Source organism: Mangrovactinospora gilvigrisea (assembly GCF_001879105.1).
Lineage (GTDB): Bacteria > Actinomycetota > Actinomycetes > Streptomycetales > Streptomycetaceae > Mangrovactinospora > Mangrovactinospora gilvigrisea.
In genome coordinates this window covers 255,746-278,723 of the sequence record NZ_MLCF01000002.1, presented here as the reverse complement: position 1 = coordinate 278,723, position 22,978 = coordinate 255,746, and the positions used below count along the sequence as shown (strand labels likewise).

Sequence of the window (22,978 nt, the reverse complement as noted above, 5' to 3'; positions counted from 1 at the left end):
CCCGCCCCGATCCACCACCCGATATCCGCCCGCTCCTGCAGGAGGACCACCATGAGCACCCACCGCCATCCGCTCACCCGACGCCGCCTAATCGGCCTCGGGGCCGCAGGCCTGACCGCCTCGTTAAGCACGCTCGCGGCCCTGCCGGCCGGCCCCGCAGCCGCGGCCGCGCCGACACCCTCGCCGTCCCCGGCCGACACGGATCCGTTCGCCGCGGTCCGCGCCAACTGGACCACCGCAATCACCAGCGCCCCCTACGCCAGCAGCGACCCGCAGATTGCCGCCGCCCTCACCGCGATGAGCACCGCCGCAACAGCCACCCGCGCCACGATGGACACCGGCACCGCGCGCACCCTGCTGTGGCCCGACCTGCCGCTGGGCACCTCCTCCGCCAACATGACCGCCAGCTTCAGCCGCCTCAAAGCCCTGGCCACCGCCTACGCCATGCCCGGCACCAACCTCAGCGGCGACACCGCACTGGCCGCCACCATCGCCGCCGGCCTGGACTTCATGGTCGCCACCGTCTACAACCCCAGCACCCACGTCTACGACAACAGCTGGGACTTCACCATCGGCTCCCCGCAGGCGCTCCAGGACACCGCTACCCTGATCTACCCGGCACTGCACGCTCAGCAGATCGCCCACTACTGCACGGCGATCGACACCTTCAGCCGGATCGGCACCTCCACCGGCGCCAACCGCCTGGACGTGTGCCGGGTCGCCATCGTGCGCGGCGCACTCGGCCAGGACGCCGCCAAGATCACCGAAGGCATCGCTGGCATCTCGCCCACCCTGGCCTACACCCAGGTCAGCGACGGCCTGTACGCCGACGGATCCTTCGTCCAGCACAACTCCGTCGCCTACACCGGCACCTACGCCGGCGTCTACTTCGGCGACCTCGCGCTGCTCACCGCGGCCCTGGCCGGCACCGCCTGGCCCATCACCGACCCCAACCTGGACCACGTCTACCACGCCCTCACCCAAGGCGTGGCGCCGTGCGTCTGGAACGGATTGATGCTCGACGCGGTGCGCGGCCGCGCAGTGTCCCGCTACAAGGAGCAGGACGCCGACGACGGCATGACCGCGGCGCACACCCTGCTGCGCTTCGCCGACACCATCGAGGACCCGCAGCGCGCCGGGCAGTGGCGCTCGATCGCCAAGGGCTGGATGCGGCGCAACACCTCCCGACCGCTCGCCGGCCAGACCAACATCGACCTGATCGCCCGCGCCACGACGGTGATGGACGACCCGGCGATACCCGCTGCCGCCGAACCCACCGGCCACACCCTCTTCCACGACATGGACCGGGCCGTCCACCGCCGTCCCGGCTGGGCCTACGCCATCTCCATGAGCTCGGACCGGACTGCCTGGTACGAATGCCTCAACGGGGAGAACCCGCACGGCTGGCACACCGGCGACGGCATGACCTACCTCTACCTGGAGCAGGACAACACCCAGTTCAACGACGCCTTCTGGCCCACTGTCGACCCCCAGGCCCTGCCCGGTACCACCGTCGACACCCGCCTGCTTCCGGCCGGCACCGCCTACGACGACCGCCCCGCGACCAGCTGGGCAGGCGGCGCCGTGCTCGTCGGGCGGTACGCGGCGATCGGCCAGGACGTGAAAGCCATCCAGTCCCCGCTGACGGCCAAGAAGTCCTGGTTCTGCCTCGATGACTGCGTGGTGGCGCTGGGCGCCGGCATCACCAACACCACCACCGCCACCACCGGGACGGTCGTGGACAACCGCAACCTCCACCAAGCCACCGCCACCCTCACCGTCGACGGCCAGCAGCAGCCCGCCGACGCCGGCTGGTCCCAGACCTTCCCAAAGGCCCGCTGGGCGGCACTGGAGGGCGTGGCCGGCTACGTCTTCCCCTCCGGTGCCGCGCTCACCGCTGCCCGGAGCGACCGCAGCGGCGCGTACGCCGACATCAACCCCACCGGCAGCACCGCACCCGCCACCCGCCACTACGCCAACCTGCTGATCGACCACGGCCCCACCCCGACCGACGCGACCTACGCCTACATCCTGCTGCCGAACGCCACCGCGGAGCAGACCGCGCAACGGGCCGCCGACCCGCAGTGCGAGGTGCTGGCCAACACCGACCGCGTCCAGGCCCTTCACCATCCCCGACGGGGACTGACCATGGCGAACTTCTTCGCCTCCGGCCGCATCGGCCCCATCACCGTGGATGCTCCGGCCTCGGTCATCCTCCGCGAAGAGGCCGGCAGCCTGCACCTGGCCGTCTCCGACCCCTCGCGGACCACCGCCACCGTCACCGTCACCCTCGATGGGCCTGCCCGGCCGTGCGCCACCGTCGATCCCGGTGTGACCGTGCTGGCCGCCCCCGAAGGCCGAACCGCCCTGCTGGTCGAGGTCGGCGGATCGCACGGCAAGACCTTCTCCGCCACTCTCGGCCACCGCGGCACACCCGTCCGTCCGGCCCGTGCCGCCCGGCTCGCCCCGACCGCCGACACCTACATCCAGGACGGCCCCAAGGCGGACACCAACTTCGGCGCCGCCACCACGCTGGCCGTGGCCAACACCGGCGCAAGCAGCGGCAACCAGCGGGCCCTGCTCGCCTTCGACCTGTCCGGGACCGACGGCGAGATCGAGCGCGCGATGCTGTGGGCCTACGGCACGGTGACCAACCCGACCCCGGCCCGGAGTGAGGTCGTGGCCTACCTGCTGGACGGCGCGGACTGGACGCAGACCGGCGTCACGTGGAACTCGGCCCCCTCCCTCGGCACCGCTCTGGGCTCCGGGCCGCTCATCACTCGCGGCGACTGGGTCGGCCTGGACGTCACCGCCGCCGCCCGGGCCGCATCCCCGAGCGCCGGCGGCACCGGCACCGCTGCGGTGGCGCTGTGGCAGGACAGCAGCGGCCTGCCAGTGGTACTCCACAGCACCGAGAACACGGCCAACGCCCCCGTGCTCGAGGTCATCACCCGGTGAACCCGCACCGCAGCGCTGCATCCGGCCGCCGTCGGCCGGCGGCAGGCCCACCACGGCGGTAGCCCGACAGTTATTGCCGCCGCACATCGCAGCGCGCCAGACCGCACCGCATTATGCAGGGTCCGGGCCTGGTGCGCGGCGCCGAACACGATGCTTGCCGCCAAGGAGTGACCGGGCGTCAGCCACGGCACTCCCCATGATCCGGGGTCCGCTCCCAGCTGCCGGGGAGCGGGCCCCTTCCCCGTGCACGGGGACTGCCCCGAACGGCCTACAACCATGATCGCCTCATGTGCAGATGGGGGAATGTGGCTGAGGCGTGCCCGCCGCCCGGGACACGACCAACTGCCATCGAGGGAGCGCTGAATGTCCATCAGCACCGGTCCGCGGCCTGCCGAGCCGAGCATCGCCGAGGGCAACAAGAAGATCCTCGGCCGCTACCCCTTCGACGACACCCGGGACGAGGACGACGCGAGCCGCGGCTTCATCGCCGCCGCCGAGGAGTCGGCCATCGCCTCCGAGGACGGCGCCCGCACCGTCTGGGACACCGACGCCTACGCCTTCCTCGCCGAGGAGTGCCCCGACACCGCCAACCCCAGCCTGTGGCGGCAGGGCGGGCTGGTCGCCAAGCACGGCCTCTTCGAGGTCGTCGAGGGCATCTACCAGGTGCGCGGCTTCGACCTGTCCAACGTCACCTTCGTGGAGGGGGAGCGCGGCGTCTTCGTCATCGACCCGCTGATCTCGGCGGAGACCGCGGCCGCCGCGCTGGCGCTGTACCGCAGGCACCGCGGGGAGCGGCCGGTCACCGGCGTCCTGTACACCCACAGCCATGTCGACCACTTCGGCGGCGTGCGGGGCGTGGTGACGGAGGAAGAGGTCGCCGGCGGCGTCCCGATCATCGCCCCGGCCGGGCTGCTGGAGCACGCGGTCGCCGAGAACGTCTACGCCGGCACGGCGATGGCGCGGCGCGCCGCCTACATGTACGGGGCGGCGCTGCCCAAGGGCGGCCGGGGCCAGATCGGCGCGGGGCTGGGCCAGACCACCTCCACCGGCGCCGTCGGCCTCATCCCGCCGACCGTGGACGTCACCGGGACCGGGCAGAGCGAGACCGTGGACGGCATCCGGATGGTCTTCCAGATGACGCCCGGCACCGAGGCGCCGGCCGAGCTGAACATCCACTTCCCGGACCGCGGCGCGCTGTGCATGGCCGAGAACGCCACCCACAACCTGCACAACCTCCTCACCCTGCGCGGCGCGGTGGTGCGCGACCCGCACGTCTGGGCCGGCTACCTCACCGAGGCCGTGATGCTCTTCGGGGACGCCACCGAGGTCGCCTTCGCCTCCCACCACTGGCCGGTGTGGGGCCGCGAGCGGGTCGCCGGGTTCCTGACCGAGCAGCGCGACCTCTACGGCTATCTGCACGACCAGACGCTGCGGATGCTCAACCAGGGCATGACCGGTCCGGAGATCGCCGAGGCGATCCGGATGCCGCCGGCGCTGGAGAAGGCCTGGCACACGCACGGCTACTACGGGTCCGTCAGCCACAACACCAAGGCGATCTACCAGCGCTACCTGGGCTGGTTCGACGGCAACCCGGCGCATCTGTGGCAGCACCCGCCGGTCGAGGCCGGCCGGCGGTACGTGGAGTTCATGGGCGGCGCCGATCAGGTGCTGCGCCGGGCCCGGGAGTCCTTCGAGCGGGGCGATTTCCGCTGGGTGGCGGAGGTCGTCAACCACGTGGTGTTCGCCGACCCCTCCAACGCCGAGGCCAAGGCGCTGCAGGCGGACGCGCTGGAGCAGCTCGGCTACGGCAGCGAGAACGGCACCTGGCGGAACTTCTACCTGATGGGCGCCTACGAGCTGCGCAACGGCGGGGTGGGCACCCCGACGTCCACCTCACCGCCGGACCTGCTCGCCGCGCTGACGCTGGACCAGCTCTTCGACGCGGTCGCCATCCGGGTGGACGGGCCGAAGGCCTGGGACGCGGACATCGCGGTGCGCTGGCACCTCAACGGCGCCGATCCGGTGAGCATGCGGCTGCGCAACGGCGTCCTCACCCATGTCACCGGCGCCACCCCGGCCGCGGCCGGCACCCCCGACGTGGAGGTGACGCTGGACGAGGCCGACCTGCGCGCGGTGCTGACGGGCGCGGTGACGCCGGCGGACCTGGCGGGGCGGGTGACGGTGTCCGGCGACGCGGCGAAGCTCGCCGAGCTCTTCGGCTACCTGGACGCGCCCGACCCGGACTTCGCCATCGTCACGCCATGAGCGAAACCTCCCACAGCCGCCGCCGCGTGGACGCGGCGGCGGCCCGGCGGATGGCCGAGGCGCTGTTCATCGAGCGGTCCTGGCGCAGCCCGAGTTCGAGCCGGTTCTGGGTGCTGCTGGTGCTCGCGGCGGTGATCGCCACCACCGGGGTGGTCAGCGACTCGACCGCCACCGTCATCGGGGCAATGATCGTCGCGCCGCTGATGACGCCCATCCTCGGATCCGCCCTCGCCCTGGTGCTCGCCGACCGGCGCAAGGTCGTGCGCAGCGCGCTGCTGGTGCTGCTCGGCGCGCTCGCGGTGGTGGCGATCGGCGCACTGATCGGACTGATCGTCGCGCCGCCGGACGCGTTCGCCTCCAACAGCCAGGTCTCCTCGCGGATCAGCCCGCGCCTGATCGACTTGATCGCCGCGCTGGCCACCGGCACCGTCGGAGCGTTCGCCCTGGTGCGCACCGACATCTCCGACACCCTGCCCGGGGTGGCGATCGCCATCTCGCTGGTGCCGCCGCTGGCCGTCACCGGCCTGCTGCTGACGGTGGGCCGCTACCACGACGCGAGCGAGTCGGCGCTCCTGTTCGCCACCAACGTCGCCGCCATCGTCACCACCGGCACCATCGTCTTCCTCGCCTACGACGTGCGGAGTGCCGCGCGCTCCGCGGGACTTCGGGTGGGCCGCTTCCGCGGCTGGACGCTCGCCGCCGTCTCCGCCGTGGTGCTGCTGATCGCCACCCCGCTCACCTTCGGCACCATCGCGGTGGCCCAGGACCGCTCGCTGGCCGCCCGCGCCAAGCCGGTCGCCGAGCAGTGGGCCGCCCCGCACCACTGGGAGATCGCCTCGGTGGACGCGCACAACGGCACCGTCGTCGTCGGGGTGCTGGGCCTGCCCCCGCAGCCCGCCCCCGCCGAGCTGCGCATCGCGCTGGACCGGCACGGCATGGCCGGCGCCGACCTGGAGATCAACCTGGTCGGCGGACGCACCCACTGGTGCCCGGCGCATGCGGCGAGCTGCACCGTCCAGAGCGGCACCGTCTCCCTGACGGGCACTCAGGACTGACCCTCGATCAACATCCCCCGTCTGCCGTCGCACCACACGCGGAGCCCGAGCCTGAACCGACCGCGGGCCCCGGCTCCGGCCGTCATCACCGGAGCCGGACCTTGATGCTCTGCAAGCTGCTCTGGTCCGCCGCCGCTTGACGTCCAGCTGACCGTGTCGTGCAGTCAGCGGACCGCGTGCGCATGGACGATCAGGTTGTTGACGTAGGCGTGCCTTCCGTACGGGGCGGCGCAGGTGATCAGCCACAGTTCCGGCCGGTGGTGGTCGGCCATCACTTCCGTGCCGGGGAAGCGGTCCTTGTTGACGATCCGGCGGGCGTCGACGGCGTAGGCCACGCGCTTGCGGTCGCGGCGCACGAGGGTGATGCGGCTTCCACGCGAGAGCCGGTCGAGGTGGATGAAGACCGCCGGGCCGCGTTTGGTGTCGATGTGTCCGTCCATGACGGTCGGTCCCGGCGTACCCGGGGGTGCGCTGCGGTTGTACCAGGCCACGGACTTGGCGTCGGTGTGGGCCGGGGTGCCGAGCGCGCCACCTGGCCCCAGGCCGACGGCGATGACGGGTGCGTCGATCTTCAGGGCGGGGATCTGGATGCGGACCGGGCGCGGGTCGGCGGGCCGGGCCGCCGCGGGGGCCGGGGTGGCGGTCAGGGCCGCGGCGGCCGCCAGAGCGGCCGCCGCGGATCGCTGCATGAGGGTGGTCACGGTCTACTGCGGCTGCGGTCCGGTCGCCGGCTGCAGGCTGCGGCCGGTGTTGGGGGCCTTGATCGGCTTGGGCTTGGGCTTGGGGTGGTGGGGCTTGGGAGGCATCTTGACGACCGGGACGGTGACGGTGGAGGGGTTGGAGGGCACGTTGTCGCCGTCCGGGTTCTTCCCCGCCGCCCTCGCGGTGTTCGTGGACAGACCTCTGAGTGCATCGCGGTCGGTGATCTTGTAGGTGCCGGTGCAGGTGGTGCTGGATCCGGCTGTTCCGGCGGGGGTCAGGGTCGTGTCCTCGCACCGCACGTGCTTGATTTTCGGGTCGTGGACCTTGACCTGGGTCAGCGTGCGGGTGGTGGTGTTGGTGACGACGAACTGATAGGGCACCACATCACCGAGGCGGTACTTGGCCGGCTGCTTGTGCTTGCTCTGGTCCACCTGCTTGACCAGGTTCAGCGCATCCAGCGGCTTGACGGAGGAGACCTTCAGGTTGCGGATCAGATGGGTGTCGCGCACCCCTCCGGTGGATCCGGAGAAGCCGAACTTGTAGGTCTTGGGGGCGTCCTTGGGCATCGTGTACTTCAGGACCTGCTGGGATCCGTTGCCGTCGTGGAAGTCGATGCTGACGGTGACGGTGGGCCGGGCCTCGGCGGAGACCTCGATCACCACGGTGCGCTTGGCGTCCGCCAGGGTGTCCGCGCGCAGCGAGCCGGGCAGGGTGCTCCTGCCGTCGGCGCCGATGGTCGAGGCCAGGACGCAGTAGCCGTCGAAGCCGTCGCCCGCCCCGCGCAGGGTGACGGCGTTAGGGAAGCGGGTGGGTGCGGTGTGCGGGGACTTGGTCGCGCAGCCCGTGCCGCGGCCGTTGCCGTCGGTGGCGTAGTTGCCCCACGCGTCCAGACCCACCCCCAGGTACCCTCCCGGGACGCCGTTTTCGTTGACGCCGCCGTAGTTGGACTGGGCGTAGCCCAGCGAGCCGCCCTTGGCGCCTGGGGCGGTGACGTTGCGGGAGCCGTCGGCGAGGAAGAAGCCGATGCCGTCCGCGCCGTTGCCGCCGTACTGGTACTGCTCGAACTCCACGCGCAGTCCGCCGTTGCCCGGCAGCGGCCGGTTGTAGATCATCGAGCCGTTGCGCTGCTGCTCGGCGTCGGTCAGCTGCAGGTAGCCGGGGGTTCCGGGGAGCGGGGCGCTGGTGGTGTGGGTGCAGGGGCCGATGGTGGAGGCCGAGGGCGGCGGCGGTGTGATGGCGCCGGTCAGGCAGGCGTCGGCCAGCGGGTGGACCCCGCGGTCGGGGACCTTGGAGCCGGTGAAGGTCTCGCTGAGGATGACCGAACCGCCGGCGGCGTGTGCCTGCGGAGACGCGGTCGCCAGCAAGGCGTTGGCACTGATCAGGGCGAGCCCGGTCATGAGCGTGCGTCTGCGCCGTGAGCGTCCGCGCGCAGGGGAAGATACGTTGGGAGGAATTGCCACTGTGAGTCCTTTCCGAGAGTAGCGCGCCACATCTGGGGGTGCGCTCCCCGAAACATAGTTGTCCGAAAAAAGCAGACACGGTTGGCGCGCCGCGCTGAGAATATCTTCGTAAAGTCGAGTAATTTCCTATACGTGGCGATCTTTCACGGGCGCTATGGTTGTGCCGTCGGATTCAGGTCGTTGGGCGGATTGCAGCCCAATGGGCTTCCGCCCGATCGCCGGTCACGGCACACCGGCCTCTGATGCGATTACTGTGCAGGAGATGGAGTCGGGGCGCGCTGAGAGCAAGCGTCGAACTGCCCCTTGCGGCCTCTGAGGCGGGACTCCGGGAGGCTTCGGCCAGGGTCCGCTGGCAGGCGGCGCCGTCGAAGGCGAGACCGCCCACGTCCGATCGGATGGACTTTCACGACACTAGCGATCATGGAATGAGATCAACCGATTGCAGTGCTTATCTGCCGGTTATGCCTGAAGCGAAGGTGCCCAACGGGGCCGACATGCGTATCGGAGCGCTCCATAGACGTACGCGGGTGCTCGCAGCCCTCTTGGCGATCGGCCTCGCCTTGGGCCCCGTCTCGGGGGGCACCGCGTCCGCCTCCCCCCACGGCCCCAGGAACCTTCACACGACATCCCGCCAGGCGCAGCACCGGTCGGCGCGGGCCACCGGCGTCCCCCAGGCCCCGACCGTCCTCTACCAGGAGGACTTCGAGCACAGCCCGGCCGCGGGCGCCGTCCGGCTCAGCGCCTACACCGGCGCCGCCCCGCTGAGCGAGACCTACACCGCGGACCCGGCGTGGCTGGCCAACTGCAACGGCTGGGTCGTCAACGACGCCGACTCCGCCGGCTACGCGCCCGGCATCAAGGACTGCGCCAACAACTCCGGCTGGTGGAACAACTCCCGCAGCCTCGCCAAGCTGCTGGGCGAGTTCCACGGCAGCGCCGACCCCGCGCAGAACCATGCGGTGACGGCCTACACCACGACCAATACGGGCGCCAACAAGGTCGAGTTCGAGACCGCCAAGCCCGTGTCGATCCCCAGCGGCAAGCGGTTCATCTCCTTCGGCGTCGACTCGGTCGCCCAGAACTGCGGCGTCTCCGGGCCGCAGCTGAAGTTCTACCTGGTGGACGGCGCGAAGGAAATCGCCGCTACCTCCAAGGCGATCAACCCCTGCACCGACAAGAGCGCCGAGACCGTCGGGAACGCCAAGGCGGTGAGTGCCGACAGCGACGCGCCGGTGCTCTTCTCCGGCACCGAGCTGGGCATCCGGATGGTCAACGCCAACGGCTCCGGCACCGGCAACGACGCCGCCTTCGACAACATCAAGGTGCTGGACGTCTCCCCGCACCTGAGCAAGGCCTTCGGACCCGAGGTCGCCCCCGCCGGCGGCACCTCGACGCTCACCTTCACCGTCACCAACACCACCGACCTGGCGGCCAAGAAGGGCTGGTCCTTCACCGACGACCTGCCCAAGGGGCTGACCGTCGCCGACCCGGCCGGCACCAGCACCACCTGCGCCAACGGCGCCGTCACCACCGAGCCCGGCGGGACGGCGGTGAAGCTGGCCGGCGATCTGACGGAGGGCCAGTCCTCCTGCACTCTGAGCGTGCGGGTCACCGCGGCGGCCGGGATGTACAGCAACTGCGCCGCGAACATCTCCGCGCTGGTCGGCCTGCACGCCCCCGACTGCGCGGAGGTCGAGTTCCAGACGCCGCACTACACCATCGCCAAGACCTCCACCCCGGCCTCCGGCGAGCCGGTCGTGCCCGGCAGCAAGGTCGAGTACACGTTGAGGGTCGCCAACCCCGGCAAGGTGCCGGTCGACGCCACGGTCCGCGACGACCTGGCGAAGGTGGAGGACGACGCCGACTACAACGACGACGCGAAGGCGAGCCTCGGCGATGCGCCCGCCTACGCCGATGGCAAGGTGACCTGGTCGCACACCCTCGTTCCGGGGGAGACGGCGACCCTCACCTACTCCGTCACCGTCAAGGACCCGGCCGCCGGCGACGGCGTGCTCACCAATCGCGTCACCGGCTCCGACCAGTCCAACTGCCCCACCGGCGACGAGGACGGCTGCACCTCCACCCTGCGCACCGCCGTCCTGAAGGTGGTGAAGAAGGCGAGCGCCGCGCACGCCACCGCGGGCGAGCAGGTCACCTACACCGTCACCGCCACCAACTCCGGCAAGGGCGACTACCGCGGCGCCGTCATCGCCGACGACCTCGCGGGGACGCTGGACGACGCCGCCTACAACGCGGACGCCAAGGCCACCGCCGGCACCGTCGCCTACACAAAGCCCAAGCTCACCTGGACCGGGGACGTCCCCGCCGGAAAGACCGTCACCCTCACCTACTCGGTGACCGTCGACAACCCGCTCCGGGGCGATGGGACCCTGAAGAACACCGTCACCGGCCCGCCCGGCTCCAACTGCGCGGCCGGCTCCACCGATCCGGAGTGCACCACCGGCACCCCGCTCGCCGCCCTGGAGATCACCAAGTCCGCCTCGGCCTCCGAGGCCAAGCCGAGCGACCGCATCGACTACACCCTCACCGTGGCCAACACCGGCACCGCCGCCTACCCGAACGCGACGGTCACCGACGACCTGGCCAAGGTGCTGGACGACGCGAAGTACAACGACGACGCCGCGGCCACCGCCGGCGCCGTCGCCGTCGCCGGGCACGCGCTCACCTGGACCGGTGACGTCCCGGCCGGCGAGACGGTGACGATCACCTACTCGGTGACCGTCACCGGCGCGGCCGAGGGCGACTCCGCCCTGGTGAACGCGGTGGTTGGCCCGCCCGGCTCCAACTGCGCGGCCGGCTCCACCGACGCCGCGTGCACCTCCACCGTCGACCTGGCCGCCCTGCGGATCGTCAAGAAGGCCCACGCCTCCGGCCTGGGCAAGGTCGGCACCGACGTCGAGTACACGCTCACCGTCACCAACACCGGCAAGGCCGCCTACCCGAACGCGACCGTCACCGACAACCTGGCCGGGGTGCTGGACGACGCCGCCTACAACGGCGACGCCAAGGCCGACGCCGGCGCCGTCTCCTACAGCGCCCCGACGCTGACCTGGACCGGCGACCTGGCGGCCGGCCAGACCGCCACCCTCACCTACTCGGTGGGCATCAACGCCCCCGGCTCGGGCGACCTGCACCTGAAGAACCGCGCCACCGGCCCGATCGGGTCCAACTGCGAGCCCGGCTCCGCCGACACGGCTTGCGCCACCGACACCGGCGTCGCCCTGCTGGAGATCGCCAAGACCTCGAGCGCGGTCGGCGAGCCCGTCGTCCCCGGCCAGAAGGTCACCTACACCGTCACCCTGCACAACGCCGGGACGGCCGCCTACACCGACGCCGCCCTCAGCGACGACCTGGCCGGGGTGCTGGACGACGCCGTCTACAACAAGGACGCGAAGGCGAGCGCCGGAACCGTCGGCTACACCCGGCCGAAGCTGACCTGGACCGGCACCCTCAAGCCCGGTGCAACCGCCACCGTCCGCTACTCGGTGACCGTCCACGGCGACCCGGCCGCACTCGGCGACCGCACCCTGAAGAACGCCCTCGTCGGCCCGCCCGACTCCAACTGCCCGGCCGGCTCGACCGACCCGAAGTGCACCACCGAGAACCCGATCGCCTCACTCACCGTCAGCAAGACCGCGGACACCTCCGACCCCAAGCCCGGCGACACCGTCCACTACACCGTCACCGTCAGCAACGACAGCACCGAGGCCGCCTACCCCGGCGCCGCGTTCACCGACGACCTCACCGGGGTGCTCGACGACGCCCGCTACAACGACGACGCCGCGGCCACCGCCGGCAGCGTCACCTACACCAAGCCCCACCTGCACTGGAAGGGCGACCTCCCGGCCGGCGGCACGGTCGCCGTCACCTACTCCGTCACCGTCCAGGACCCACCCGGCGGCGACAAGAAGCTCACCAACGCCGTCACCGCCCCCGGCAGCAACTGCCCCAAGGGCGGCAAGGACCCGGCCTGCCGCACCACCACCGGCATCCCCACCCTGGTCATCGAGAAGACCGCGGACATCAACAACCCCAAGGTCGGCGACCGCATCGGCTACACCCTCACCGTCCACAACGACGGGCAGGCCGCCTACCCCGGCGCCGTCGTCACCGACGACCTGGCCAAGGTGCTGGACGACGCCGACTACAACGACGACGCCAAGGCCGACCACGGCACCGTCGCCTACACCGAGCCGACGGTGACCTGGAGCGGCGACCTCGCCCAGGGCGCCACCGCGACCATCACCTACTCGGTGACCGTGACGGCCAAGCCCAGCGGGAACGGCCGCTACATCAACCGCGTCACCGGCCCGCCCGGATCCAACTGCCGCCCGGAGACCTCCGACCCCCGCTGCCAGGTGGTGCTGCCCACCCCCGGCTTCGACTTCGGCGACGCCCCCGACTCCTACGGCACCCTCCTCAAGCACAACGCCGCCTACGCCGAGATCACCCCCGGCCTGCACCTGGGCCACGGAATCGGCGCCGAGCAGAACGGCCAGCCCAACGCCCAAGCCGACCTCGACAAGCACGACGACGCCGTCACCGGCCCCGTCATCCTGCATCAGCACCAACCGACCTACAGTCTCACCCTCCGCGTCACCGACACCACCGGCAAACCCGCAATGGTGGCCGGCTGGATCGACACCAACCGCGACGGCCGCTTCGAAACCACCGAACGCGCCGAGGCACCTGTCGCCCCCGGCGCCACCCGCGTCACGCTGCACTGGACGGGCCTGACGCCGATGAAGCCGGGCCGCACCTACCTGCGGCTGCGCCTGTTCGGAGACACCGCGCTGGAGCGGAACCGGGCGCTGATGCCGATCCGACCCGCCGGGTTCGGCGGCCCCGGCGAGGTGGAGGACTACACGGCCACCATCGCCGCAGACCACCTGGTGATCGCCAAGACCGCGGCGCCCACGTCACCCAGGCCGGGCCAGAAGGTGTCCTACACCGTCACCGTCGCCAACAGCAGCGCCGCCGAATACGACGGCGCGACCTTCACCGACGACCTGACCAAGGTGCTGGACGACGCCCACTACAACGCCGACGCGACGGCAACCGCCGGAGCCACCTCCTATACCGCACCGAAGCTGTCCTGGCACGGAACGGTGCCGGCCCGGCAGAGGGTGACAGTCCACTACTCCGTTACCGTCGACGACCCGGACCGAGGCGACCGAGTACTGGCCAACGCTGTCACCGGCCCGTCAGGCAGCACCTGCGACCCGTGCACCACCACCACCAAGGTTCCCGGCCCGCCCAATGCGCCGTCCCACCAGGGACACCCGGGCAACGACCAGGCGGCGCCCGTGCGACCACTGCCCGACACCGGCGCGCCGAACAGCACGATCTACCTGGCCGTTGCCGCCGCCCTGCTGCTCGCCTCCGGGGCCGTGGTCACCACCGTGGTCCGGCGCCGTGGATCCCGCTAGGAGCATCCCGCCCGGCACCAACCAAAACCGGTCGACGACCAGGCGGCCATAAGACCGCGGGAGCGGAGCCTCGGCGACGAGGCCCCGCTCCCGCGGCCGTTGCTGCGGTCGTGCTGGCGGCCCTTGCTTCCTTCTGCGTCGCCGGGACCCAAACGAAGTAGCGGTTCGAAGACTGCGAGGAAACAGCAGCAAACAGCAGCAAAGCGAATCTTCTATACTTATGGGAACTTTTGCGCGATGCCGCAGGTCGGAGGTGCGGCATCCAAATTTCGGCGCGCGGCCTGGAGGTCCACGATGTCCGAGACCGCCACGGTCGGACGCCGCAGGAGTACCTGGCTGCCGCTAGGAGCGATGTCCCTGGTCACCGCTGCCGACTACGGAGCCGGCAGCGATGTAGGGCTACTCCCAGTCTATGCAGCAGGGCCAGCTCTGGCCGCCGCCCGCAGCCCGATCCGATCCGTCGTGGCAATGGGGCTCGTCGCGGCCGCTCTGTGCCTCGCCTCCGCCGCCATCACCGGAATCCTGGGCCACGTGCGCGTGTACGTGGCGCTCCTGGCGATCGGCTACGTCACCGCCGGCGCCGCCTACGCAGCGGCACGACGACAACGAGCCGAAAGCGAACTGGTCGACGTACGGGCCGTGGCCCGGGCCCTGGAAGGCTTCCTCCTGCCGGCGCCGCCGCGGCGGGCCGGGCCCCTGAGACTGAGTGCCTCCTACGTCTCCGCCGCCCGCAGCTGCCGTGTCGGCGGAGATCTGTATGCCGCGGTCGTCCTGCCCGACCGGGTTCGGCTGATTGTGGCCGACGTGCAGGGCAAAGGGCTCGGGGCCGTCCGCATCGCCGGCACGGTGATCGCCGCCTTCCGCGAGTCGGCGCCGTACGCCGACAGCCTGCAGGAGGTGGAGGAACGCATCGAACGTGCTCTGGACCGGTCGGCCGACGGCGAGCGATTCGTGACCGCGGTCGTCGCTGACCTCAGCTACGACGGCACCATGGAACTGCTCAACCGGGGGCATCCGGCCCCGCTGCTGGTACGAGGCGCATCCGACCGCCAGGGTGAGGCTGAACTCGCCGAGCCCCCAGCCCCCGCCCTTCCCTTCGGCATGGCCGCCTTGGCCCGGGCCGACGAACCGGCGCCGACGGCGCGCTTCACCCTCGCGCCGGGCGAGCGCGTGCTGTTCTACACCGACGGGCTGTCCGAAGCCCGCGACCGCAACGGCGATTTCTATCCCCTGCTCGAGCAGGCCGCCGCGCCGCTCGCCGAACCGGACCCGGCGTCCGCCCTGAAGCAGCTGCGCAGCGATGCCGACCGCCACGCCGGACCGGGGCCGAGCGACGATTCGGCCCTGCTCCTGGTCGACTACTCGGCACCACGCCCATAGCTCTCCCTCGGTAACGCGACGTTGCCACGCAAGGGGAGACCCGCACCGGGCCGGGGCCCCGAGGTCTGCGAACCAGTCCACCCCGCCCCAGCCGCACTCCCAAGGCCTCGGCCCTTGGGCGCGCCGCGGCCTGTTGGCGACCGGAGACTCGCGCACCCGCGCTGGTCACTCGCCGATGGCTACTGGCGGGGCACCGATGATGCGGCACTTCATGTAGCCAGGAGACGGCTCGGAAGCTCACCATGTGCCAAGGCAGGGAACCCACCGATGGATCGGGCAGGGGTCAACGCAGCAGCGCGGCCTTCGCGGTGCCGAACTCCTCGGGCGTCAGCAGGCCCCGGTCCAACATCTCGCCCAGCCGGGTGAGCCGTTCGGCGACGCCCGACGCGGAACCCGGCGCCGGCGGAACGGCTGCCGGGCGAACCGGTGGCTGATCCTGCACGGCAGGCGGACCCGGGCACTGCTCGCGCTGGTCGGCATCCGCTGCAGCGGTGAGGCGGACGAAGTCTTGTTCCTCAGCATGCCGCGATTCAGCAGGATCTAGCGAGGAACCCCGGGCGTTCACGCCCGGGAGGAATCGCTTCTCAAGACTGCTCTGACCTGTACGGGCGCACGGATCGGTACTGTCGACCTCAGCCGGGGCGTTTCTGGTTTTCGATGTACTCGTTCACCACGGCGAGCGGTGCGACTCCGCATGAGGCGGCGAAGTAGGAGGGGGCCAGAATGGTTCGCCCGACCGGCACCCGCGGATGTGGCTGGGGAACCCCTGGCCGAGTCTGCGGGCCGAGACGCCCTGCGAGGGAGCCGATCGGCGCCGGTAGTTGGGCGTGGGGACCAAGTGGGCAGGCAGGGCATCAACCACGGTGAAGACGTTGCATGCTTGGACTGCTGTGACGTGCGCGGCTTCCCTGGCTGGATCGGTTGTCGGTGCCGGCCGCTAGCTTGACGGCATGAAGCTGGTGACGCAGGTGAAGCTGATACCGGAGGCCGACCAGGCCGCCGCGTTGTCGGCGACCCTGCGCACGGTCAACCAGCTGGCGTGCTGGGTCTCGACGGTGGCGTTCGCCCACGGTGTGCCGCGCGAGTACGAGCTGCGCAAGCACACCTACGCCCATCTGAAGGCCGCGGGGCTCGGGGCGCAGGCCGCGCAGCACGTGATCAAGAAGGTGCGCGACGCCTACACCACGCTGCACGCCAACATCCGGGCCGGCACCTACGGCAAGCCCGGCAGCAGGCGCCGGACCAAGGTCGAGTCCAAGCCGATCGCCTTCCGACCCCGGGCCGCGCAGCCGTACGACGACCGGTGTTTGAGCTGGAACTACGACGCGCGGACCGTTTCGATCTGGACCACTGCCGGGCGGTTGAAGAACGTCCGGTTCGCCTGCTCCGCCGGCGCGCTCACCACGCTCCGGCAGTACCGGAAGGGCGAGAGCGACCTGATCGAGCGGGACGGCGTCTTCTACCTGGTGGCCACCTGCGAGGTTCCCGAGGCCGCCACGTACGAGCCGGACGCCTTCGTCGGCGTGGATCTGGGCATCGTCAACATCGCGACCACGTCCACCGGCTTCCGGGCCGCCGGGCGCGGTCTCAACCGCTACCGCAAGCGTCAGCAGGCGCTGCGGGCCAAGCTCCAGAAGAAGCGCACCAAGAGCGCGAAGCGCCGGTTGAAACAGCGCTCCGGCCGCGAGCAGCGGCACGCCACGAACACCAACCACGTCATCGCCAAGACGATCGTGACCGAGGCTGAACGCACCTCGTGCGGGATCTCCCTGGAAGACCTCAAGGGGATCCGGCAGAGGGTACGGCTCCGCAGGCCCCAACGGGTCGCGCTCCATTCCTGGGCCTTTGCCCAGCTCGGAGGCTTCATCGTCTACAAGGCCCGGCGGGTAGGCGTGCCCCTGGTCTTGGTCGATCCCGCCTACACCTCGCAGACCTGTGCCGAGTGCGGCCACCTCGACACGCGCAACCGTATCGACCAAGCAACCTTCATCTGCCAGGGGTGCGGGGTCGTTGCCCACGCCGACCGGATTGCTTCCCGCAACATCGCCCACAAGGGCGAGGCTGTGTGGAACGCGGGGCGTGAGTCACGCGTCCCTGCCACCCCGTCGGGGTGTCTGGACGGAGGAGCCCACCCGGCAGCCGGTCGGGCGCTACCTCCAAGCCCGGTCCTTTAGGACCGGGTCAAGTTGACCGGTGCACCTGTGGGCCGGACGATCGCACTGCGTGCGATGGGGCGCTCGGGCCGATGAAACAGCCTGTCAGAAGCATGTTGCGCGGCTACGAGCGCGGTACGCGCCTGTTCCACATGCTCCACGGGGATACACGTCGAGGCAGCCAGCCGTGCGTGGTCCTCCTGGACTGCCCGCACCATTCGTGCGGACCAGCGGTGCTCGATCAGCGCCAGCAGTGCGCACTGCCCGGGCTCCAGCAGGGCGGCGCACTCCTTGGCGTCGTCGGGGCCGATCAGGTGGACGATGTCCGGGCCGTAAGCGACCTCGTGGAGGTCGGGAAGGTCCACCGCCTCGACGGTGTGGATCTCGCCGTACAGGTCCTTGCTGACCAGGAGCGTATCGATGACCCGCCCGCCGAACTGAAGTGCCGTCACCTCCGCCATGGCCTGGCGGGTGGGCCGTTTGCCGGGAAAGGCGAGGACAAGGAACTGGACCGGGTCCATCGGGTCTCCCGCAGCCATGCCGGATCGCGGTGTGGGGCCGGGTCAGGCGAGGATCTTGTCCTTGGCCTTCTGGAACTCCTCCTCGGTGAGCGCCCCGGAGGAGCGCAGCTCGGCGAGGCGGGAGAGCTCGTCGGCGTGCGAGCCGGAGCCGGAACCGGAGCCGGAGGTCGAGCCGTCGGCGTCGGGGGAGGCGGCCGCGTCGCGGACGTACTTCTTGAAGGCGTCGTCCATCTTCTGCTGCTGCTTGACGTCCCGCTCGTGCATGGTGCGGCCGCGGGCGATCAGGTAGGCCAGTACGCCGATGAAGGGCAGCAGGATGACGAGCACCGTCCAGCCGGCCTTGCCCCAGCCGCCGAGGTCCTCGCTGCGGAAGATGTCGGAGATGATCCGGATCAGCAGGAAGAGCCACAGGATCCAGATGAAGAGCTCGGCCATGGTCCAGAAGATGTTGAGGAGCGGATAGTTCGACATCGGATCCTCCTTGAGCACCCTCCGGACGGAGGGCTTCGCCCGATCCAAACAGACAAATCGCACTAATGCCACTTGGCTGACACTCCGTCGGCTCATCCTTCGGACCTCGCTGGGCGTGCCTTGAGATCGCGGCGGCGACTGGCGCGGCCGGTGCGGCCGGGCTTATGACGCTGCGTCGGGTGCCGGCGTCGCGCCGTCGGCCCGCGCCGCGGGGCGGGGGCGGTCGTCGAGGAACTCCACGACGGTGAGGAGGAAGAGCACCACCAGGACGATGCCGACCACCACCCAGCCCGTCGGGTAGGGCCACAGCACCAGCACCAGCGCGCCGCCGGCCGGGACGATCCACATCAGCCAGCGCTTGAAGCGGTGCACGAAGCCGCCCACCGGGCCCAGCTTCATCCCCATGTTCCCGGCCGCGGCGCGGGTGGCGTCGATGCCGGACGACCACAGCCCGCGCGCCTGTCCGGCCCGCCTGCCGGGCCCGCTGATCCAGGTGCCCAGCGCCACCGCCGCGAAGAGCACCGCCACCGTGCGGACCGCGGTGCGCAGGAAGTGCACCAGCTGGTCGTAGACGGCGCCCGCGGCGGCCGAGGAGACGCCGGCCGGGAGCTTGTCGAGGTAGAGGGAGCGGCCGATGAGCAGCCCCAGACCGAGCAGCAGCGCGCCCGCGGCGATCAGGATCGCGGCGGTGACCGCGGTCCGCCGCCGGCGCCGGGAGAGCCAGACGGCGACCGCGGCCAGCACCAGCACGATCACGGCCAGCCAGGTGCCGAGGATCTGCAGGATGCGGTTGTAGGTGCGGGCCTTCTCCAGGCTCTTGCCGTCGGCGACCGCGATCTGGGTGTGCGGGGTGGGGATCTTGTCGGCGATCGTCATCCCGGAGGAGACCAGCCGCTGCTTGACCTGGTCGATCACCGGGCCGACGTCGATGACGACCTGGTTGTTCGCCAGCTGCACCGCCCCGCCGCCGGAGCCGGTGAGCGCCTTGTCCAGCGCGGCGTGCGCGCGCCGGTTGGCGTCCCGCCAGAAGGTCTGGAACCAGGAGCTGGCCACGACCGCCGCGGTCTGCTTCTGGACGAAGCTGTGGACCGCGCTGTTGATCGGGCCCTTAAGCCGCCCCAGGGCGGTCTCCAGCCGCGGCCGGTCGGCCGGCGCCACCTGCTGCAGCAGGGAGTTGACGTCCAGTCGGTCGGTGACGGCGCTCGCCGCCCGCGCCGAGACGGCCGCCTGGACGTCGGAGTCGGCGGCGAGCGGGCCCATGGTGGCCACGAAGCGGTCGGTGTCGCCGATGAAGGCCGAGCTCCAGGAGGCGACCACGGCCAGCGGGGTGAGCACGAAGACCAGCACCATCAGCACCGCGACCAGCACCGAGCGCCAGCGCCGGCGCGGCCGGGACAGCTCGGCCACCCGGGCGCGCAGCCGCGCGATCTCGGCGGCCTGAGAATCCGTCATGACATGCTCCGATCGCGGTTCTCGTGGAAATCGCGCGTCAGAGCAGTCGTGCACCGCCGCGCGCCACTCTCACACCTGACGAACAGTCAAAACGGTGCACCATGCATCCACCAGGCAGCCCGGTCCGTTCGGGCGACACCGCTACCATTCGGTGCGATACCGGACCGACTCCGGATTGCGCCCCGGTGGATCCAAGTCGCAGCGCACCGGCTGTGGCCTCTCCCGGCCGTCGACCGGAGGCGGCCGCACCTGGAGGCGTCGGTAGCGGGAGCAGATGTGCAAGAGTCGGGTCCGCATCCCAGTTCGGCGCCGGCCGGGTGTGCCGTGCCCCGGATTCTCCACCCGGGCTGCCCGGCACGACGGGATGGGCGCGGGATACCTGATCAGCGGATGAGCGGGTATCCCGCGCCGTCGAAGTCGAAGTCGAAGTCGAAGTCGAAGTCGAAGTCGAAGTCGAAGTCGAAGTCGAAGTCGGCCTTGCCCGCGACCCGGTCCAAGCGCTCGGCCGCTGGCTTGAGGACCAAGGCTCTGGTTCAGCGGCGGCGTCGGCGTGCGGCCAGCAGTGCGACGAGTCCCGCCCCCAGGAAGCCCGATGCCACGGCCGCCGTCCACCCGACCGCCGCGCCGGTCCGGGCGAGGCTGCCGCCGGGCGCGGGGGTGTGGGACGACGGTGACGTGGGCGTCACCTCGGAGCGACTGGGCATCGGCGCGGGGGTAGGTGTCGTCGGCGTCGGCGTCGGCGTCGGCGTCGGCGTCGGCGTGGGGGTGGGGGTCGGTGTCGGGGTCGGCGTGGGCTGTGCCTCTCGGCAGTGCGCCTCCACATCGCCGAGCCGCATGTGCACCAGTGGCCCGCTGTAGAGCTGCTTGCCGGACGGGTCGTTGATCACGCCGCTCGCGGAGATATCGATCGCCGCGTGGGCGGTGTCGGCGCCGGTCACGGTGGCGCCATTGGACGCGGGCTCCTCAATGGCCTTGTAGGTGACGGTGACCGTGCTGTCCCCGACGGTGCCGGGTCTGCCGAGGTCCGCCCCCGTGACGTTGAGGGTCGTGGTGCCGAGCCCGACGTTCTGTCCGAGCACCTCCACGTCGGCGCCGTCGGTGCGGGCGTAGCCCTGGGCGGTCTCGAGGTAGGGCTTTGGGGTGCAGCGGGCGTAGGTGTGCAGCCCGCCGACACCCACGGCCGGGTTGGGGGCGATCTTCACCATCGTGGTGTCGTCGCCGACCCGGAGCGTCGCGCCGGTGATGTCCGCACGCGCGGAGGCCTCGGCCTCCTGGTCGTCGGAGGCGAGGTCCTTGTCGGTGATCTCCAGGTGCTTGGTGACGCCCGAGGGATCGGAGAATTCGCCGGCGTCGGAGGAAGGCACGGTGGTGGACTCGGTGGTGCCGTAGATCCCGTTGAAGGCGGCCATGCCGAGTGGGTCGACCTTGGAGATGGTGAGGACCGCGAGGGTGCCCTTGGCGTACTGGCCGTCAACCGCACGCACAGCACCGACCCGAGCGGGTGCTGCCGCCGCTGCCGGTGTGGGCGATGCCACCGTCCCGACGAGCACCACGGCGGGTGCTGCCACCAGCGCGGCAGCCGTCGCGGCACGCAAAATCAGCTGGTCATGCGTCATATCTATATCAGTAGTGTATGAAGCCGGTCCGCCTCCGCGGTTGCTCCCGCGACTTGACCCGGCATCACCCGAAGGGCAGCGCAGGTCGCTCAGGATCACCGACAGGTTTGGCGCCACCTGCACCATCGTTCGCCCAATGGCCGTGACGGCCAGCGACGACCAGGGCAAGGCGAGTCCGGTCTCGGGGGGGCATCTCCACCGAGGCCTCGGACGGCGTCGAGGTCCCGGCCGACGGCGCGATTGCGGACCATGTACAGCGACGTCAACTCCGAGGGCACCTCCTCAGCCTCAGCTCGCGACGTGTCAACCCGCGTCAAGGGCGCGCTGCCGAAGGACGCCGGCACCACGGTGAACGTCGTGAAGCCGAACGGCGCACCGGGCGGCGTCTTCAACGTCTGCAGTACCGTCCTCACGGTCGGCGCGTTCGCCGACCGATAGCACTGAGAAGCGGCGCCGAGGGCGCCGGTGGCCTACAGCCAGCCGAGGCGGCCTGCCGCGAGGCCGGCCTGGAAGCGGCTGGCGGCCCCCAGCTCGCCCATCAGCGCCGCGGTCCTGCGGCGCACGGAGCGTTCGCTGATGCCGAGATGGCGGGCGACCGCCTCGTCCCGGAGCCCGAGAGCCAGCAGCGACAGCAGCTGGGGATCCGGACCCTGGGACGCGGCCGCCGCTCTGTCACCGTCGTGCCGCGGATCGTCGCTGAACGGTGCGCCGCGCTCCCAGAGCGCCTCGAAGAGGGCGACCAACGCATCGAGCAGTGCCGCGTCGCCGATGACCAGCGCCGACTCGGTCGACCGGGCCGTCTGCGGCGCCAACGGCATGAGGGCACGCCGCCTATCCGAGACGATCAGCTTCACCGGCACTGACGGAAGCACACGAATCTGCTCGCCCGCGTCGGTCAGCCGCCTCGCCTGCGCCAGGCCGGCCGGCGTGGACAGCAGGTGGACCGTATGCACGGCCCGGCAGGTCACACGGCGCTGGAGCAAGCGCACCATCGGTTCCAGGCTGTCGTCCTGCGGATCGAGGAAGGGGGGAGCCACCAGGGTCAGCAGCTCGTGCTCGGTACCGGTGAGCAGATCCGCGACGCGCAGGGCGATGGCTTCCGCGCTGTGGATCACCTCCAGGCGTTGGCCCGGGGCCTCGCTCAGCCGGCTGTCGCGGTAGTCGTCGGCCAGGCGGTCGAGGGTGTTTTGGAGGCGGTCGAGCTCGAAGCGGTGGTGGCGGATCAATGCCCCGAGGCCGACCCGGGGATCGATGGCGGCAAAGGTGCCGTCGCCGTCCGGCACCGCCAGACCCGCCGTGGACAGTTGGTCGAGGGCGGCCGCCACGTCCGCGGCCGGCACTCCGAGTTCGGCGGCGTAGTCCTCGGGCGTTCGCGCACGGCGGCGCGTCATCGCCCGGTAGACGCGTTCTTCGGTGTCGTCGAGCCCGACCCGCTCCCACATAGCGCTCCTCATGCGTGTGACCGGGATCGACGATAACCGCGGGCCGATCGCCC

The 22,978-nt window shown here is 70.9% G+C and carries 16 protein-coding genes; 7 read left to right on the top strand and 9 right to left on the bottom strand.

All coding sequences use genetic code 11. The annotated features are described in order from the left end of the window. The first annotated feature begins 51 nt into the window (after window positions 1–51). From BIV57_RS01295 to BIV57_RS01285, 3 genes are all read left to right on the top strand, one after another. Window positions 52–2,958 carry a polysaccharide lyase family 8 super-sandwich domain-containing protein gene (locus BIV57_RS01295; RefSeq protein ID WP_071654685.1) on the top strand — a complete coding sequence of 969 codons (2,907 nt, stop codon included), beginning with the start codon at window positions 52–54 and terminating at the stop codon, window positions 2,956–2,958. Window positions 2,959–3,321: 363 nt separating this feature from the next. After that, window positions 3,322–5,223, top strand: a complete 1,902-nt coding sequence (locus BIV57_RS01290) for an alkyl/aryl-sulfatase (RefSeq protein WP_071654684.1) — start codon at window positions 3,322–3,324, stop codon at window positions 5,221–5,223. Next, window positions 5,220–6,278 (top strand): TIGR00341 family protein, encoded by a 1,059-nt coding sequence (locus tag BIV57_RS01285; RefSeq protein ID WP_071654683.1) that lies wholly within the window; start codon window positions 5,220–5,222, stop codon window positions 6,276–6,278. The genes BIV57_RS01290 and BIV57_RS01285 overlap by 4 nt, the downstream gene beginning before the upstream one ends. 164 nt (window positions 6,279–6,442) lie before the next feature. Here the strand turns inward: BIV57_RS01285 and BIV57_RS01280 are convergent, their stop codons facing one another. After that, window positions 6,443–6,967, bottom strand: coding sequence for a sortase domain-containing protein (locus tag BIV57_RS01280; RefSeq protein ID WP_139275373.1), 525 nt, complete (start codon window positions 6,965–6,967; stop codon window positions 6,443–6,445). A gap of 15 nt (window positions 6,968–6,982) precedes the next feature. Next, window positions 6,983–8,377: a DUF7507 domain-containing protein gene (locus BIV57_RS01275; protein ID WP_071654681.1), complete on the bottom strand. Its 1,395-nt coding sequence runs from the start codon at window positions 8,375–8,377 to the stop codon at window positions 6,983–6,985. Window positions 8,378–8,967: 590 nt separating this feature from the next. Between BIV57_RS01275 and BIV57_RS26305 the strand changes: the two genes are divergently transcribed. After that, the gene (locus BIV57_RS26305) at window positions 8,968–13,890 is read left to right on the top strand and encodes a DUF7927 domain-containing protein (protein WP_071654680.1); all 4,923 of its coding nucleotides are present in this window, start codon (window positions 8,968–8,970) and stop codon (window positions 13,888–13,890) included. Window positions 13,891–14,241: 351 nt separating this feature from the next. Then, window positions 14,242–15,270 carry a PP2C family protein-serine/threonine phosphatase gene (locus tag BIV57_RS01265; protein WP_079169916.1) on the top strand — a complete coding sequence of 343 codons (1,029 nt, stop codon included), beginning with the start codon at window positions 14,242–14,244 and terminating at the stop codon, window positions 15,268–15,270. Between the two features lie 283 nt (window positions 15,271–15,553). Here BIV57_RS01265 and BIV57_RS23310 read toward each other — a convergent pair whose 3' ends face one another. Further along, window positions 15,554–15,712 carry an SHOCT domain-containing protein gene (locus BIV57_RS23310; protein WP_079169915.1) on the bottom strand — a complete coding sequence of 53 codons (159 nt, stop codon included), beginning with the start codon at window positions 15,710–15,712 and terminating at the stop codon, window positions 15,554–15,556. 508 nt (window positions 15,713–16,220) lie between these two features. Between BIV57_RS23310 and BIV57_RS01250 the strand changes: the two genes are divergently transcribed. Further along, window positions 16,221–17,444 (top strand): RNA-guided endonuclease InsQ/TnpB family protein, encoded by a 1,224-nt coding sequence (locus tag BIV57_RS01250; RefSeq protein ID WP_245797368.1) that lies wholly within the window; start codon window positions 16,221–16,223, stop codon window positions 17,442–17,444. Here the strand turns inward: BIV57_RS01250 and BIV57_RS01245 are convergent. The 5 genes from BIV57_RS01245 to BIV57_RS24800 form a co-directional block, all read right to left on the bottom strand. Next, window positions 17,441–17,944, bottom strand: coding sequence for a DUF6325 family protein (locus BIV57_RS01245; protein ID WP_071654678.1), 504 nt, complete (start codon window positions 17,942–17,944; stop codon window positions 17,441–17,443). The genes BIV57_RS01250 and BIV57_RS01245 overlap by 4 nt on opposite strands. Window positions 17,945–17,986: 42 nt before the next feature. Further along, complete coding sequence (locus tag BIV57_RS01240) at window positions 17,987–18,415, bottom strand: SHOCT domain-containing protein (RefSeq protein ID WP_071654677.1); 429 nt, start codon at window positions 18,413–18,415, stop codon at window positions 17,987–17,989. A gap of 162 nt (window positions 18,416–18,577) precedes the next feature. Continuing rightward, on the bottom strand, window positions 18,578–19,867 hold the full coding sequence (locus BIV57_RS01235; RefSeq protein WP_071654676.1) for a hypothetical protein: 1,290 nt from the start codon (window positions 19,865–19,867) through the stop codon (window positions 18,578–18,580). Between the two features lie 383 nt (window positions 19,868–20,250). Beyond that, on the bottom strand, window positions 20,251–20,391 hold the full coding sequence (locus BIV57_RS24805) for a hypothetical protein (protein ID WP_175548625.1): 141 nt from the start codon (window positions 20,389–20,391) through the stop codon (window positions 20,251–20,253). A 9-nt stretch (window positions 20,392–20,400) separates the two neighbouring features. Continuing rightward, the gene (locus tag BIV57_RS24800) at window positions 20,401–21,351 is read right to left on the bottom strand and encodes a hypothetical protein (protein ID WP_107409392.1); all 951 of its coding nucleotides are present in this window, start codon (window positions 21,349–21,351) and stop codon (window positions 20,401–20,403) included. 381 nt (window positions 21,352–21,732) lie between these two features. On the opposite strand from BIV57_RS24800, the gene BIV57_RS01220 reads away from it, so the two are divergent. Further along, window positions 21,733–21,921, top strand: a complete 189-nt coding sequence (locus BIV57_RS01220; RefSeq protein WP_071654674.1) for a hypothetical protein — start codon at window positions 21,733–21,735, stop codon at window positions 21,919–21,921. Window positions 21,922–21,953: 32 nt separating this feature from the next. Here the strand turns inward: BIV57_RS01220 and BIV57_RS01215 are convergent, their stop codons facing one another. After that, window positions 21,954–22,925: a helix-turn-helix domain-containing protein gene (locus BIV57_RS01215; RefSeq protein ID WP_071654673.1), complete on the bottom strand. Its 972-nt coding sequence runs from the start codon at window positions 22,923–22,925 to the stop codon at window positions 21,954–21,956. Window positions 22,926–22,978 lie beyond the last annotated feature (53 nt).

Bases quoted from the DNA above. Each gene is read 5' to 3' on its own strand.
- BIV57_RS01215 (WP_071654673.1), bottom strand. From the start codon at position 22,925: ATGTGGGAGCGGGTCGGGCTCGACGACACCGAAGAACGCGTCTACCGG.
- BIV57_RS01250 (WP_245797368.1), top strand. From the start codon at position 16,221: ATGAAGCTGGTGACGCAGGTGAAGCTGATACCGGAGGCCGACCAGGCC.
- BIV57_RS01280 (WP_139275373.1), bottom strand. From the start codon at position 6,967: ATGCAGCGATCCGCGGCGGCCGCTCTGGCGGCCGCCGCGGCCCTGACC.
- BIV57_RS01275 (WP_071654681.1), bottom strand. From the start codon at position 8,377: ATGACCGGGCTCGCCCTGATCAGTGCCAACGCCTTGCTGGCGACCGCG.
- BIV57_RS01245 (WP_071654678.1), bottom strand. From the start codon at position 17,944: ATGGACCCGGTCCAGTTCCTTGTCCTCGCCTTTCCCGGCAAACGGCCC.
- BIV57_RS01220 (WP_071654674.1), top strand. From the start codon at position 21,733: ATGTACAGCGACGTCAACTCCGAGGGCACCTCCTCAGCCTCAGCTCGC.
- BIV57_RS01285 (WP_071654683.1), top strand. From the start codon at position 5,220: ATGAGCGAAACCTCCCACAGCCGCCGCCGCGTGGACGCGGCGGCGGCC.
- BIV57_RS01240 (WP_071654677.1), bottom strand. From the start codon at position 18,415: ATGTCGAACTATCCGCTCCTCAACATCTTCTGGACCATGGCCGAGCTC.
- BIV57_RS01235 (WP_071654676.1), bottom strand. From the start codon at position 19,867: ATGACGGATTCTCAGGCCGCCGAGATCGCGCGGCTGCGCGCCCGGGTG.
- BIV57_RS01290 (WP_071654684.1), top strand. From the start codon at position 3,322: ATGTCCATCAGCACCGGTCCGCGGCCTGCCGAGCCGAGCATCGCCGAG.
- BIV57_RS01265 (WP_079169916.1), top strand. From the start codon at position 14,242: ATGTCCCTGGTCACCGCTGCCGACTACGGAGCCGGCAGCGATGTAGGG.
- BIV57_RS01295 (WP_071654685.1), top strand. From the start codon at position 52: ATGAGCACCCACCGCCATCCGCTCACCCGACGCCGCCTAATCGGCCTC.